The following is a 14745-nucleotide window of genomic DNA, read 5'->3' as shown; positions in this document are numbered from 1 at the left end:
GGGCGTGACGCCGGCGCATTTTGTGAGCGCGACGACGCGCCAGACGCTCAGTCGTGAGGTATTCGTCATGGTGGTAGGTCAATCATCAAGGGTTTCGGAAAATACAGAGGCGCAATTGCTTCCCTGCCTTGACGATTCCCACGTCGCCGCCGATACTGTCAGTGTCACCTAGCAGTCAGCAATGGCCTGGAAATGCGTCGGCATGTGAATACATGTGGAAGCTTTCAGGGGATGCGCCCTCCAAACGCATCCGAAAATTGCCGAATATGTTGATGCCCTGAGAAGAGGGCTCTTCGACTATATGGCACAAAAAGCCGCCTTTCTAGGCGGCTTTTGCATTATGGCGACCTCTTCACAAATCAAATAGTCAACCCTTGATATCGGAAAATTTCGTTATTTTTCAAAGGGATATAAAATAAACATTAATCTTCTTTCCGCTTCCGTTGGCGCTCGATTCCCTTCAGTTTTAAATACCGGAAATTTACGAAAAACCCGCAGCAGCGGCAATAAAATTAATATTTTTTATTCCGCCCAGAGCCTTTCCATCAGGCTTTGCCGGCGCGCGTGCTCGGTGCGCACATAGCAGGTGGTCGTGTCGAGCGAGGCGTGCCCGACATTCTGTTGCACCACTTCCACAGGGACCCCTGCAGCCAAGGCGTGAGAGATATGGGTATGGCGCATCCAATGGGCACTGGCCCGCCGCAAGCGCGCCGCCGCGGCGGGCTCGCTCTGCCCCAGGCTGTCAGCACAGGTGGCCAGGAAGCGCTTGAGCTGGCGGTGAAAGGCACTGGCCGATACGCCGTCTCTAGATTGACCCGGGCTGTTTGGCCTGCTTGATCGGTCTGAACCAACCCGACTGACGACTGGAGGCGGGCCGCGGCGCGCCGGACCGAACAGCGGGATCCCAGGCTGTTGCGCTACGTTGCCGGCGTAACCGCGGGCCGCCAGATATGCCGCCAGCTGCTCGACCCAGGCCGGCGGCACTGGCACCTCGCGCAGCTTGGCGCCCTTGCCCTGCACCGTTAGCCACCACCCACCGCGCCGTGAGAAGGCGTCCTCGGCCCAATCCTCCCAACGCAGGTCGTCGGTGGTGGCCGCCAGCATTTCGGCCAACCTCAGGCCGGTCGCGTGTAGCAGCGGCAGCGCCAGTTGCAGGCGCTGCGCCGCCAAGCCCGCCGGCAAGCAGGCGAGCGTCTTCCGGACATGCGCCCACTGCGCCGCGGTTAGCCCGCGGCCGATATCGGGGCCGTTCGAGCGCCGCATAGGCGGCGTGACCGCGCGCCACGGGTTGCCGACCAGGTACCCCTGGTGCACCAGAAAGCTGAATAGGTTGCCCAGCACGGACAACGCGTAGCTGCAGGAGCGCGGCGACAGCGGACCCTCAAGCGGACGCCATCCCGCCTGCCAGCGCGGGACGGCGCGCGGCCCGCACCAGGCGGCAGGCGGGTCGAGTAGGAAATCCCGGTACGCCAAGCAGTCTTCCACCGTCGCCGAAGATAAGGCACAGCGGCGCTCCAGCGCGATCCACAACAGAAACCGCTCCGCCTCCTTGCGATAGGCCAGTTGGGTGTGCGTCAGACGTGCCTGGGCGCCCAACGCCGGCCCCTTGGCGGCGAGCCAGGCCAGGATCGCCGCGCGATCATCGTCAGCCGCCAGGTGGCACCGCGCGCGGTCGGCGCGGAAGCGGCCGTCTCGGCCGCTGAGTGTGTGCGGCAGCACCAGGCGCTCCAGCGGCATCAGCGGCGACACCGTCACGACCGCCGGGAACGTTTCGGGCGCAGGGTTGCCGTCGCGATGCGCTGCTTCGGGCGCCGGCAGCGGCCCGAGGGTCTGTGCGTGCGCCTCGACAAAGCGCCGCAGCGCCCGCGCCTTGCCCGCGCCGATCCCCGGCAAGTTGTGCCACCAAACCGGACTGGCACCCATGCGGGCATGCAGGTCCGCCAGCGTCGCTACCCCGTGGCTGGCCAAGCGCCTCGCCAGGGAATCGACAAACCACGCCTCGCAGCCATCCTGCAAGCCAACCGGCAGCGCCGCCTGCGCCTCGAGGGAATGGATGGCAAACAACTGGCGGCGCAACAACTGCACCCGCCGCTGGTCTTGGGCGCGTGCCGTGCCATAGCGCGCCGCGTAGGCCGCCTGCTGCTCCGCCTCGCTAAAGCCATCAAGCCCCGCGGCAGCCACAAAGGTGTCTAGCGCGGGCAATTCCGGCGACGCGCGTGGCGACAGGTCCAGGCGCAGCAGGTGCGCCCGCCCAAAGTTGCCGCCACGCGCGGCGGTGGCGACCAGCTCGCCGCGGATCCAGCCGGTCATCCGATGCACGACCGGGCCGTCGAACTCGCCCTGGTCGCTCAGGTAGCGTGCCCATAGCACGCGGGGCGACAAGCCCTGAATCACCCCGCGCAGGAAGGCGAAATGGCCCCGGTGCAGGCGGGGACGCGTAATGCGGGGCAGCGGGGCATCGGCAGACGGCATCGCGAAGGCTTGGCCGGGCAGTGGCCGGACGAAGCGCTTTTCTCACTGTAGTCCCCGTGCTCGTCGGCTGCGCCGGCAATCGCCGGACGGCAGCCTGCAGCGGCGTGGGGCACGGCATCCGACCGTCGCTGGGCGGCGCGGGAGGCGCTGGGCGCCGCTGCTGCGTCAGGTAAAGGCCTCACGGCCCGACACCAATTCGGATGCGTCGGCACTTTTGTCGCGCAACATAAGCCGGGTTATTTTGCTATTGCACTTTCAATTTCCACGGACGCCCGCCACAAACATACTGCCTAAAAAAGACAGGGTGTTCCCTGTCATTCCGCGTCCGTGCAACGACGGTGTGATGGCTAGTTGGCCTCTTCGGTCGACTGCTCCCCCAATACGGGATGATTGACGGCGGCACGGAATGCCGCGTCGAGGCCGCCGGGATAGGCGCGCTTGCGCCGCCCCGCACCGAGCTGCAATGCGAGCCCATCGGCCATGGCAATCAGCAGCGAGGCGACATGCAGGCTTTCTCTCGTACAGTTCCGGATTCACGGCGCGCGCCAGTTCCGCGATGCCGCGCGTGATCGTGTCGTACCACTCGTCGAACATGCGAGCACACTCGGGATCGGTGGAGGCGAGCGCAACGAAGTGCCACCACAATGCCGCATCCTTGGCATTCCTCGCGTCGGCGAGCGCCTTCTCCATCAGAGCGTCGAGCGCCTCGCGCGGCGCTAGGCGGCTGTCCAGCGCTCGCTTCAGGTCTTCGAGGTAGGCGTCGATGATCGGCGCCATGATGGCGCGCAGCACGGCCTGTCTGGTCGGAAAGTAGTATTGGAGATTGCTGATGCTTATACCCGCGCCAAGGGCCACAGCGCGCAGCGAGAATTCCAGGCTGCCGCCTTCGAGCAGCAGCTTCTTGGCCATGCGGATGATGGCATTGCGCGTGCGCAAGCCTTGGGCCCGCAGCCCTTCGGGGTCTGCTCCAGTGGACGCTGCGGTCGATGTGCGCCGCTTCTTGGGGGTGCGCTGTTCCGTAGGCACTGTCATCTCTTCTGCCTTGAATCAGAGCCTTTCCGCACTGGGAAAGGATCGCGCCGGCGGGTCACTGGGCGGGCGTCGTTATAGTTGACGCCCGTCGGGGCGCATGGCGCCAGAGGTCCGCGGCTTCCATAGTCGGCCAGCGACCCCGAGCGTAGGCGTGCGATATCGCAGTCGCCAGCGTGCGGCGGCCGGATTTGCGCCCGCCAGGAAAACGTTCGACCGTGACGCGCAGCAATGTCATCTCCCTTCGAAATTGCGATTAATGAACAGTTGAAGGGCCGGCAAGATGCGCCCGCATCGCAGACACATATCTGTCGGTCACTTCACGCCACTATCGCACTGCGTTGAAGCTAGCCCACGCTTCCCAGGCGTACCACGCCTCGCGCGAAACACTTCCTCCCTGAGCAACCCGATACACGCAACCGCTACGGGTCGTCAACTGCATCTGTCCCGTCCCAAGATTATTGGTCGATCGGCTTCATACGAATCAATGGGTTACGCACCACTGTTCCAAAATAATTGGACTAAATTCTCAGAGTAAGTGGGTAAATGGAACATCTATCTCACAGTTACTGGGAACACGGGGTCGAATCCAGACTGATCGTGGTTCACCGTGCAATCCTCTCACCGAGGAATGATTTGTGAAGTGCGTGAGCACACAACGAACTGCGTTGCCGGATGCGCAAGCCGATTATCGACGACGAACTTTGGGCACTGATCGAACAGCTTCAGTCGCCGACCAAGCCACAGCGATTTCGGCATCTGGGTTCAGCCCCGGCTCCGCACCGCCCTGCCCCGAAAGCACGCTCGTGCCGCACGGCCGTGGTCCGGTGTCTTGCATCCGACGCTCGGCGGGGTAGGCTACCTCGCTCCCATCCAGGCAGACACGCGCGATATGGCTCCCCGTAGTCCTGCGAAACAATCCTTAATCTCGCCCGCCCCCAAGGCAACTGCGGCAGCGCTCACTCCTGAACTGCCCTACGAAAACCAACGCATACGAAGTCTGCAAACTCCACCAGTCCATCAACGCAGCGCCCGTCGACACCTTGGCGGCGCAGGCGACTTCAGCTGCCGTTAGATGCCACGCTATAGCTGCGCAGCACGTTGACACGGCCCAACAGGTCGCTCGTATAAGTCAGGAACCGCTGGTGTGCCGGACCGGACAGGGTAGCCGTTTCCATCAGCATGGCGCTCAAGGGGTTCTGCGGCACATCATTGAAGCGAAACTCGTAATGCAGATGCGGCCCGGTTGCCGTGCCGGTTTGCCCGACGTATCCGATCAATTGTCCTTGCGTGACGCCCTGGCCGGATTGGATGTCAGCGTATCCCGACAAGTGCGCGTAATAGGTCGAGAAGCCGCCCTCGTGCTTGAGGATAACGACGTTACCGTAGCCTGCCTCCCGGCCAAAGAACTCGACTATTCCGTCTCCGGTGGCAAAGACCCGGGTTCCCGTTGGAGCGGCAAAGTCGACCCCCTTGTGCTGGATCCACTGATGGTGCAGGGGATGATTGCGCCATCCGAAGCCCGACGATATGCGTGAGAACTCCACGGGGGAGCGCAGGAACGGACGCTTTAGGCTGCGGCCGTCAAAGGTGTAATAGTTCCCGGCCTTGCTGCCGTCAGCGGCATACCACAAAGCCTGATAGAGCTGGCTTCTGTTGACGAGTTCGACCGCGACCACGCGACCGTTGTGCACCAAGGCGCCGTCGCGGAACCCGGCCTCGTAGACAACTCGAAAGTGATCGCCGGTGACGATATCGTGGTGGAAATCGAGCACGCCCGAGAAGATGGAGACCATCTGCTGGACGATTTCGTCTGGCGTATTCGAAGCATCCATGGTCTTGAAGAAACCGTGCGCTGCGATGGTGCCGGAACGCATCTCATAGAGCCGCTCATTGCTGACCGTGTGCACCTGCGCCTTGAATACCGGCTGGTCAATGCCGCCTCCCCTCTCGATCACCAGTTCGCGGGAGACGGACACGCCGCCGCCAAGCATGGCACGAAGCGAGACCAATAGGTTGTCTTCATCAGCCTCAGCCCGGACGATTCGGCCCGGCGCGAGTTCGAAGAGGTTGCGCGCGGCAGCGTTGCCGCAGATGAACTCCTGCGCGTCGGGATCATCTACGCCGAGCCGCTTGAGCAGCGATACGATGGTGTCGCCGCGCTGCACGGACTCCTCCCGGATAAAGGTGGCATGGGCGTCCGTCAGTCTTTCGAGCTGATCGCGCAGTTCGGGCTGACGCAGGCTCGCCTGCAGGCGAGGCGCCTCGGGATCATCGTAAGCGCTGTGCGGAGTCATGGCCATGGCGGCCGCCATGCAAAGCATGAGGATAGCCGCCACGCTCGCCATCAACCGCGTGTGACACTCCCAACGTCGCGAATGACCCGGATCGTCCGATGCCACCGGCCTTCGCGAAAATCGTTCACGAAGTCGGGTCACGTCGCGCTCGCAGCGCGGACGCCTTCCCTCATTTGCCGCTTGCGCCTCGGGTTGGACATTTTGCCAATTCCCGCCGCCTTCCTCGATCTTCCTCATTGTGCCCTCCCCTCTGCCCGGAGTCCTACTCTCCAGATTCAGATGCCTGCTGTCACAGGGGCTAGCACCGGAAGGCACCTTCTCCAGCAAAAAAAGCCCACCTTGGGGGACGGCTGGGATTCGCTATCTTAAGCTTCAGATATTCACAGATCCCCGCCATCCCTCGCTATCACCCCGCGAACACCGGTTGCGGGCGGCGGCCGGGCTGGACGCGCGCGGTGAACGGCCCTATGACCTGTTATCTCGCACCACCCCATACACCGCGGAGAGGCCCTTTGCGCCAAGGCCCATCTCTTGAGCGATTTTCACGTAGTCAGATATGGCTCCAACGGCTCGTGAACCGACACCAGCGCCTTGAAGACCCGACAGCGCCGCCGCAAAGCCGTCGACATACACGTCAACCGTCGCCTGGTCACCATCGTCGGAGCCGGACGAAATGCGCTCCCCCAAGTAAGCAATGCTTTCATTCATAAATGGCAGTGCTGACGTACGAACATATTCGGACATTGTCGCCACGGATACGCCGGAAGTTTCTGCCCAGGCGACTGCCTCGAAGAATCCACCGACTGCAGCAAAGCTCATGAGTGCGAGCGCCAACGCCACCTTGACACCCGATGCCAGGTCCGCGCCGACGTAATGCTGAGCACCGCCGATATGTCGCAAGAGATGTTTTTGCTCTTCGAACACCATGGCATCGCCGGAATAGAAGACCGCTGTATCGGGACTACCGACCGATCGAGGGTAGGCCAAAACACTTCCGGCAAGATACGGCATTCCAGCATTCCGAGCGCGGGCCGCAAGCTCCTCGAACTCGGCTTCCGTACCCGTCGTCAGGTCAATGAGCGTACGATTGGCGGACGCTGCCAGGATCCCATCGGCCAGCATTTCGCGAATCGAATCATGATCGACGACCGCAAGAATTGTTATCGGGCTAGCAAGCAATGCCGTCTTCACATCCGGTGCCAAACTCGCACCTTCGTGCACGAGGTTTTCCGCCTTGCCTGACGTACGATTCCAAACGGTTACCCGCTTTCCTGCCTTGAGGAATTCGCGGGCATACGCGCTCCCCATCACACCAAGCCCCAAAATGGTAACGTCGGTCTGCGTCTCGGCATCGGTCATTTGTGTTCCTCCGTTTCGATCCATATCCGCCTGTGCTCCTGCTCTCTTGTGGTTAATTCACTGACTAGAGACCCACCTGTACGACCTCGGCAGCGTCGGTACCGTGCTGACATACGCGATAGCCGCCCCGCCCTGAGGGGACCACGATGAGCTTCGCTAACACGTAGTAGAGGGCGCCACTTGCTGCCACGACGGGAAGCACGGCTCCGAAGTAGCGGAACGTTCCGCTGGTCTGCAGCGTGATGGGATCGTATAGATAGAGATAACCTGCAGCACTGACGGCGATGACTGTCAGTGCCACCCAGTTGACTCCTCCCCAAAACCAGTAGTGGCCAGACCTGTCCGCCACGAAGAGGTGATCAAGTGCAATGGACTGACGGCGTAGCACCCAGAAGTCGACCACAGTTACACCGCTCAAGCCGACGAATATCAGGCCCCCAAATGTTGCAATGGTCATCACATGAGCCAGGACCCATGCAGTGTTCATGACAGCGAGGGACAACGGCAAGAGAACCAGCAACAGCAGCCAGGTCCATGGCATACGAGCCAGCATCGCAATCTGTTGAACCGCAATGGCCGCAAGGTAGATCGCCATGCTAATGGCCGTAATACTCAGCAGCAAGATAATGCATACAACGATGCTTCCGGTGACCGGGCCCGCCAACTGGGTGAACCAGATCGCGGGATCGGCGGAGCCGAACTGCACCGCAGCCAAAGCCGCTACGACGACGGTAAGGCCACCCCCTACCAACACCCCACCGATCATCGCCGGCCCCACCGTATGTCGCTGATACTTGATCAGACGATAAATGCCTCCCATATAGGGATACCAGGACAGTGAGAACGTGGCGCCAAACTCGAGTGCGTAGATGAAAGATTGACGTGGATCGCTTGTCAAAGCCTGCTCGGCCGGGACGTTCGTCAGCAATAGGCGCCGCAGACCAAACTTCCACAGCAACAATGACAGGCTGACTGCCATGAACAGCATGAGAATCGGTCCCGCAATGGAATTGACTCGCTGAACCGACTCCAATCCTCGACGGAGCAGGACAAACATCAGCAGCAGGATGGCGCAACCAGTCAAGACGATGCTTGGCTCACTCATAAAGACAGCGAAGTATCCCGCGTAAACCGGCATCAGACCGACTCCCCGACATATCATCGCCAATGCCACTGCGGACCACCCCAGAGACATCACAAGGAATCCGATCAATGCCAGCGCCGACCCACGCACCCCAAGAACCGCTTTGCTGATTTCAATAACATCGACACCGTAACGGAATGATGGCAATGCCGACCCAAGCATAACCGGCGCCATGCCGAGCAATGCCCCGCACGTATAGCCACCGATGGCGATGAGCGTATTGCCGGCATTCGGAACCATGCCGCCAAACAGAACAGTCCAGATCGCAGCGGCCAGTGAAACCTGCGTAAAGGTCAGGCCGCCGTAAGTAGTGAAACTCCTTTCACTCTCAAGAGACGGAAGCCGGCCCCTTACCGGGGCGGTGTGCTCCTTGGCTGAAGTGGAGATCATGCTGGCCTAATTTCTACAAAACCAGATCAGAAAAACTGCCGCAAGGACTGCAGCGCCCACAAACCAGCCTGCGATCCTGCGGAACGCAGGCCAAAGCGACTGCATCGATTCCGTGTCGCTCTCACTGATCAGTTCGTTAAGGCGCGCAGCCAACTCCTGATCCAGCCCCCCGCCATCTGCGCGCGGCTCACAGCGCCTCCTGCTGTTCATGATGTATGCTCCGTCACCCCATCTATCGCAACACGCCATTCTCGAACTCCTTATGCCAAATCATTGTGTTGGCGAAGGGAGCCGCCTTGTGACCCCCTATTCCACCGCCTTGAACATGTCCTCGACCACCTTCTTGGCGTCACCGAACACCATCATGGTCTTGTCCATGTAGAACAGTTCGTTGTCCAGGCCGGCGTAGCCGGCGGCCATGGAGCGCTTGTTGACGATGATGGTCTTGGCCTTGTAGGCCTCCAGGATCGGCATGCCGGCAATCGGCGACTGGGGGTCGGTCTTGGCCGCCGGGTTGACCACGTCGTTGGCGCCCAGCACCAGCACCACGTCGGCCTGGCCGAACTCGCTGTTGATGTCTTCCATCTCGAAGACCATGTCGTACGGGACTTCGGCTTCGGCCAGCAGCACGTTCATGTGGCCCGGCATGCGGCCGGCCACCGGGTGGATCGCATACTTCACGGTCACGCCCTTTTCGGCTAGCTTCTCGGTCAGTTCCTTCAGGGCATGCTGGGCACGGGCCACCGCCAGGCCGTAGCCCGGCACGATGATCACGGTCTCGGCATTGCCCATCAGGAAGGCCGCGTCGTCGGCGGAGCCCGACTTCACGTTGCGCTGTGCCTGCGCACCGGCCGCGCCGGCCGCAGCCGCCTCGCCGCCGAAGCCGCCCAAGATCACGTTGAAGAACGAGCGGTTCATCGCCTTGCACATGATGTACGAGAGGATCGCACCGGACGAACCCACCAGCGAGCCGGCGATGATCAGCATCGGGTTGTTCAGCGAGAAGCCAATACCAGCGGCCGCCCAGCCCGAGTACGAGTTCAGCATCGACACCACCACCGGCATGTCGGCGCCGCCGATCGGGATGATGATCAGCACGCCCAGCACGAAGGCAATGGCGAGCATCACCAGGAATGGCAGCCACTCCTGCGTCATGAAGAACGCAATACCGAAGCCGACCATGGCGACGGCCAGCGCCAGGTTCAGCATGTGCTGGCCCGAGAACACTACCGGCGCGCCCTGGAACAGGCGGAACTTGTAGCGCCCGGCCAGCTTGCCGAAAGCGATCACCGAACCCGAGAAGGTGATGGCGCCGACGAAGCAGCCGATGAACAGTTCGATGCGGTTGCCCGTCGGGATCTCATGCGAGCCCGCCGGCGCGATGCCGAAGGCAGAAGGTTCCGCCACGGCGGCCACCGCAATGAACACCGCCGCGAGACCAATCAGCGAGTGCATCGCCGCGACCAGCTCGGGCATCTTGGTCATCTCGACCTTCTTGGCCACGTAGGCGCCGACGCCGCCGCCCACCACCAGCGCGCCGAAGATCAGCGCCAGGCCCGAACCGACCGAGGACTGCGCCGCACCGGCCGCCAGGAACTCGTTCTTGAGCTTGATGATCAGCACCAGCGTGGTGACCACGGCAATGGCCATGCCGATCATGCCGAAGGCATTGCCTTTGCGGGCCGAAGCCGGGTGCGACAGGCCCTTGAGCGCCTGGATGAAGCAGACCGAGGCGATCAGGTAGAGCAGGGTGACAAGGTTCATGCTGACGAGTTCGGTCATCACGCACCCTCCTTGGCAACGGCCTTGGCCTTGGGCTCTTTCTTCTTGAACATCTCCAGCATGCGCTGGGTCACTAGGAAGCCGCCGAACACGTTGACGGCAGCGAGGGCCACTGCCAGCGTGCCCATGATGCGGCCCGTCGCGCCCTCGGTGAGGCCGGCCGCCAGCATGGCGCCGACGATGATAATGGCCGAGATTGCATTGGTCACGGCCATCAGCGGGGTGTGCAGCGCGGGCGTTACCGTCCACACCACGTGGTAGCCCACGTAGATCGCCAGCACGAAGATGATCAGGTTGATCACCGTGTGGTTCACTATTTCCATAGTCGGTCTCCTTAGCTGGCCAATGCCGTGACCGGTGGTGCAGTCTGCTTCATCGCTTCGCCCCCCGTCATCAGGCATGCCGCGACAATGTCGTCCTCCCGATTGATCACGAGCCTGCCGTCCTTGTCGAAAATCAGCTTTAGAAAATCGAGCACGTTACGCGCATACAGCGCCGACGCGTCGGCCGCGACCATGCCGGCCAGATTGATTTGTCCCACCAGGACCACGCCGTGGCGCTCGACTACCTGGTCCGGCACCGTCAGCGGACAGTTGCCACCTTGGGCGGCGGCCAGGTCCACCACCACCGAGCCCGGCTTCATCTGCTGCACCGTGGTCTCATGCAGCAACGTCGGTGCCTTTCGCCCCGGGATCAGTGCGGTCGTGATGACGATATCCGCCTGAACGGCGCGCTGGTGCACCAGTTCGGCCTGGCGCTTCATCCAGTCGGCGGGCATCGGGCGCGCGTAGCCGCCGACACCCTGCGCGATCTCCCGCTCCTCGTCGGTCAGGAACGGCACCTCGAGGAACTTTGCGCCGAGCGATTCGACCTGCTCCTTCACGGCAGGGCGCACATCCGAGGCTTCAATCACGGCGCCCAGCCGCTTGGCAGTGGCAATCGCCTGCAGTCCGGCAACGCCGGCTCCAATAACCAGCACGCGCGCGGCCTTCACTGTGCCCGCGGCCGTCATTAGCATCGGCATGAAGCGTGGGTAGTGGTGCGCGGCCACGAGCACGGCTTTGTAGCCAGCAATGTTCGCCTGCGACGACAGCACGTCCATGCTCTGTGCGCGTGTCGTGCGCGGTGCGGCTTCCAGCGCGAAACCGACAATGCCTGCCATAGCCATACGAGCCTTGTTATCCGCGTCAAATGGATTGAGCATGCCAACCATCACCGCGCCTCGCTTCATCTGAGCCAGTTCTTCAGAGGACGGTGCGAGCACCTTGAGAACGACATCACAGCGCAAGGCCACGGCACCATCAACCACCTCAGCCCCAGCGGCCCGGTACTCTTCGTCCGTCACGGAGGCGGCCCGTCCGGCGCCCGACTGCACGCACACAGTGTGTCCTTGAGCCGTCAGCTTTCTCGCCGTCTCTGGCGTCACCGCGACTCTGGTCTCGCCAATTGCTGTTTCGGCTGGAACTCCAATTTGCACTTTTGTCTGCTCCTTCGCTCATGTCCGGCGCGGAGTGCCGGTTATCGACTCAACATTGCACGTCACGGTGGCGGGGCTCCATGCGCCGTTCGGCTGATTCGGCCTAGCGTGGTGCCATACCAGGCAAACCGGCGATAGCGCGCGGATTCGCGCAGCCATCTGCCTAGAACGGCAGCTGACCGCAGCGAGCGCCGATTTCGGCGCGCAAATAACACCATCACTCAAATGAGAAAAAGTTCTCTGCAATGCGCAGTTGCTCGCTGCATTCCCTGCGCCGTCTTAGATCGTCATGCCTCCGTCTACGACGATGCATTCGCCATTCGTATAGCTTGACGCGTTCGAAACCAGGTAGAGCACCGTGCCGGCCATCTCGAATGGCTCCGCATGACGGCGCAACGGAATCTCGGTCATCCAGCGTTCGTAAGTTTCGTTGTCCTTGAACAAGGCACCGGCGAACTTCGTCTTTGTGAGGCCCGGCAGCAGCGCGTTCACACGGATCCCAAGCGGTCCGCATTCTTTTGCGAATGCCTTCGTCATGTTGACAACCGCAGCCTTCGTAATCGAGTAGATGCCCTGTTTGTCGCCTGGCTGCAGCGCGTGAACCGATGCGGTATTGACGATCACCCCGCTGCCTTGAGTCTTCATCAACTTTCCGGCTTCGACCGACATGAAAAAATAGCCGCGGACATTCACTTCAACGGTCTTCTCGTAAGCCGCAATGTCAGTGTCAAGGATGTGGCCGAAGTACGGATTCGCTGCTGCGTTATTGACAAGAATGTCTAGACGCCCATGTTTGCCGCGAATTTGGTCGAACGCACCTGCGATGTCCTCAACCCGGCCCACATGGCAAGCCAGCGCTTCGGCCCGGCCACCCGCTTCGACAATCGCATCGGCGACCGCCTGGCAGTCGTCCCGCTTGCGACTCGACACAATGACATGCGCGCCCTGCTCGGCGAGCAGCTTCGCGATTTCCTCGCCGATCCCACGACTCGCGCCGGTTACCAGCGCAATCTTTCCCGACAAGTCAAACAGATTCGTTGCCATTCCTTACTCCCATTATCTTCTCATCGCATCCCATGCCAGCATCTCATCGATGCGCGTCGATCACGCGCAAGCCCGCGTCGGCCAGCGATGCTGCCATTTCGCCCACACGAGCCGCCGCCGCGCTTGAGGCGTTTCCTTGACGCGCGCGGGACTTCACGCCCTGCGCGATCGCGGCCAACCGGAAGAAGCTGAAAGCCAGATAGAAGTGCCAGTCGCGAATCGGCTCGATCCCGCGCAGGTCGCAATAGCGCGCGACGATCTCCGCTTCTTCAGGCACCCCAAGTGCGGCGCGATCCTGGCCGGCGAGCCCCGGGATGTGCCCATCCGACGGCAGCCGCAGGCACATGCAGAAATACGCGAGATCGGCGAACGGATTGCCAAGCGTCGACAATTCCCAGTCGAGCACCGCCTTTACGCGATAGCCCTCCCGCTCGAACATCAAGTTGTCGAGGCGGAAGTCTCCGTGTACCAACGTCGGTCGCCCTTCATCTGCCGGACATGCCTTCGGCAGCCAGTCGATCAGTGTCTCCATCGCCTCGAGTTGCTCGGTCTGTGCTGCACGGTACTGCTGTGCCCACACACCGATCTGCCGCTCGAAGTAGTTGCCGGGCCGGCCGAAGCCCGTGAGCCCCGCCTTTTCGACATCGATATCGTGCAGCGAAGCCATCGTCTGCAGCACCGCGTCGTAGCAAACTGCCCGATCCGGCAGCGGCAACTCGGGCAATGCAGGATCCCAGAAGGTTCGACCGTCCTCGAAGCTCATCACGTAGAACAGACTGCCGATCACATCGCGGTCCTCGCACAGGTGATACGGGCGCGCGACCGGTACCGCCGTTCCTGACAGTGCGGCCAGCACGCGAAACTCCCGATCGACCGCATGCGCGGACTTCAGCAACTCGCCCGGGGGCTGACGCCTCAGCACATAGCGGCCGCTACGCGCGTGCAGCAGGAAGGTCGGATTCGATTGGCCTCCGGCGAATTTCTCCGCTGTGGCAAGCCCCTCGAAGCCAGGCACACGGTCTTCCAGATAGCGCGCCAACTTAGCGACATCGAGTTGCAGTAGTGTGTTCGTCATTGTTCCGATTGTTCGCGAGTCAGCCTTGAATGCGCGTACCGAGTTAGCCGGATCAGATCGCTGCGACCAGCCGTGGCACAGTCTCGAAACCATTCCAATGGAGATGCCTCGAAGCAAACGCAAGAGGGAATCACGGCGCCTTTTCGACCTATTTTTTACGCCTTGCATACCTAATCATAACGTCGCAATGACCTAATATCAAGGAACTGGAAGGCAGGGAAAACACCAATTCAGCGCCAAAGATTGCTTTCGGCATAGAGTCTCGTTGTGCAGCCAACTCACCGACCCCTATGCTGTCAGGGAGTCGAGGGTTGGCCGGTAAAAAAAACAACCCGCCACATCTCCGCTGGGCCGCTGATTTGAGCAGGGAATCGATCCATGGAAATGTCACGGAGCCTTGGCGGCGCCTGGGCTGCAGCCGAGACATTGAGCACACAGCTGGCCGGCGGCGCAGCGTGGTTAAGTACGTAGCAGTCCGATTCCGGCAGAAGCCAGAAAAAAATGCCGTGCGAACACGGGATAGAAAGACCCCAGAGGAGACCACAAACCGGGATCTAGGAGAAATGACGTCGATTAATTCATTTAGCGTTGCGTTTTGGCCTGTAGCGGCGCTGCAGCCCGGCCGGGCCCCACGGCACCGCTAGCCAATTTTCCGGACCTGGCACGCCCAAACCTT

General features: G+C 61.5%; 10 protein-coding genes. All 10 read right to left on the bottom strand.

Features of this window, described 5'->3' with window-relative positions; translation table 11 throughout:
• Positions 1 to 522: 522 nt before the first annotated feature.
• The gene (locus tag ACW4E8_RS31935; protein WP_456808169.1) at positions 523 to 2472 is read right to left on the bottom strand and encodes a phage integrase family protein; all 1950 of its coding nucleotides are present in this window, start codon (positions 2470 to 2472) and stop codon (positions 523 to 525) included.
• A 255-nt stretch (positions 2473 to 2727) separates the two neighbouring features.
• Positions 2728 to 3381 (bottom strand): TetR/AcrR family transcriptional regulator, encoded by a 654-nt coding sequence (locus tag ACW4E8_RS31930; RefSeq protein WP_456808168.1) that lies wholly within the window; start codon positions 3379 to 3381, stop codon positions 2728 to 2730.
• Positions 3382 to 4562: 1181 nt separating this feature from the next.
• Positions 4563 to 6035 carry a M23 family metallopeptidase gene (locus tag ACW4E8_RS31925; RefSeq protein WP_456808167.1) on the bottom strand — a complete coding sequence of 491 codons (1473 nt, stop codon included), beginning with the start codon at positions 6033 to 6035 and terminating at the stop codon, positions 4563 to 4565.
• A gap of 228 nt (positions 6036 to 6263) precedes the next feature.
• A complete protein-coding gene (locus ACW4E8_RS31920; protein WP_456808166.1) occupies positions 6264 to 7157 on the bottom strand; it encodes an NAD(P)-dependent oxidoreductase in 894 nt (297 codons plus the stop codon).
• Positions 7158 to 7221: 64 nt separating this feature from the next.
• Entirely contained in the window at positions 7222 to 8691 is a 1470-nt protein-coding gene (locus ACW4E8_RS31915) for a cytosine permease (RefSeq protein WP_456808165.1), read from the bottom strand.
• 306 nt (positions 8692 to 8997) lie between these two features.
• Entirely contained in the window at positions 8998 to 10473 is a 1476-nt protein-coding gene (locus tag ACW4E8_RS31910) for an NAD(P)(+) transhydrogenase (Re/Si-specific) subunit beta (protein ID WP_456808164.1), read from the bottom strand.
• On the bottom strand, positions 10473 to 10796 hold the full coding sequence (locus ACW4E8_RS31905) for an NAD(P) transhydrogenase subunit alpha (RefSeq protein ID WP_456808163.1): 324 nt from the start codon (positions 10794 to 10796) through the stop codon (positions 10473 to 10475). Before ACW4E8_RS31905 ends, ACW4E8_RS31910 begins: the two co-directional genes overlap by 1 nt.
• 11 nt (positions 10797 to 10807) lie before the next feature.
• The gene (locus ACW4E8_RS31900; RefSeq protein ID WP_456808162.1) at positions 10808 to 11950 is read right to left on the bottom strand and encodes a Re/Si-specific NAD(P)(+) transhydrogenase subunit alpha; all 1143 of its coding nucleotides are present in this window, start codon (positions 11948 to 11950) and stop codon (positions 10808 to 10810) included.
• A gap of 279 nt (positions 11951 to 12229) precedes the next feature.
• Positions 12230 to 12994: an SDR family oxidoreductase gene (locus tag ACW4E8_RS31895; RefSeq protein ID WP_456808161.1), complete on the bottom strand. Its 765-nt coding sequence runs from the start codon at positions 12992 to 12994 to the stop codon at positions 12230 to 12232.
• A gap of 43 nt (positions 12995 to 13037) precedes the next feature.
• A complete protein-coding gene (locus tag ACW4E8_RS31890; RefSeq protein ID WP_456808160.1) occupies positions 13038 to 14069 on the bottom strand; it encodes a phosphotransferase in 1032 nt (343 codons plus the stop codon).
• Positions 14070 to 14745: the final 676 nt, after the last annotated feature.

Source organism: Cupriavidus sp. CP313, from assembly GCF_054072015.1.
This window is presented reverse-complemented; position numbering and strand designations above follow the sequence as displayed.